This window comes from Streptomyces sp. NRRL B-24572 (assembly GCF_002156145.1).
In the GTDB taxonomy this organism is placed as follows: Bacteria; Actinomycetota; Actinomycetes; order Streptomycetales; family Streptomycetaceae; genus Streptomyces; species Streptomyces vietnamensis.
Map to the genome: position 1 here is coordinate 284 of NZ_MWIG01001206.1, position 326 is coordinate 609.

Consider the following 326-nt stretch of genomic DNA (forward strand, 5'->3'; position numbering starts at 1 on the left):
TCGGCGCGACCGATCCGGGGCCTGCGGGGGTGGTGTGCCTCCTACGGCAGAAGCTCGTCCATGCAGGCGCGGCCCTTCTCGGCCATGCGGCGTTCCGCCCAGGCGAGATTCTTCGGATTCACGTCACGGCCGGAGGCGAGGACCACGTCCTCCGCCGTGAATTCGCCCTCCGACCCGGCATGCAGCAGCTTGTCGGGCGTCGGGCGTTCCCCCAGGGACGTCTTGTCGGGCTCAGCGTTCATGCCGCCTCCTACGTGTTCGTCCGGCACTCGCCATTCTCGTGTCCGGTCCCCTTGAGCGCATCCGGGGCCGCGGTCCTCCCGTGT

At 69.6% G+C, this 326-nt stretch carries 1 protein-coding gene; it reads right to left on the minus strand.

Annotated elements, in window-relative coordinates; translation table 11 throughout:
* Nucleotides 1-41: 41 nt before the first annotated feature.
* Nucleotides 42-242, minus strand: coding sequence for a hypothetical protein (locus CCN56_RS41330; protein ID WP_041127699.1), 201 nt, complete (start codon nucleotides 240-242; stop codon nucleotides 42-44).
* Between the last annotated feature and the right edge of the window lie 84 nt (nucleotides 243-326).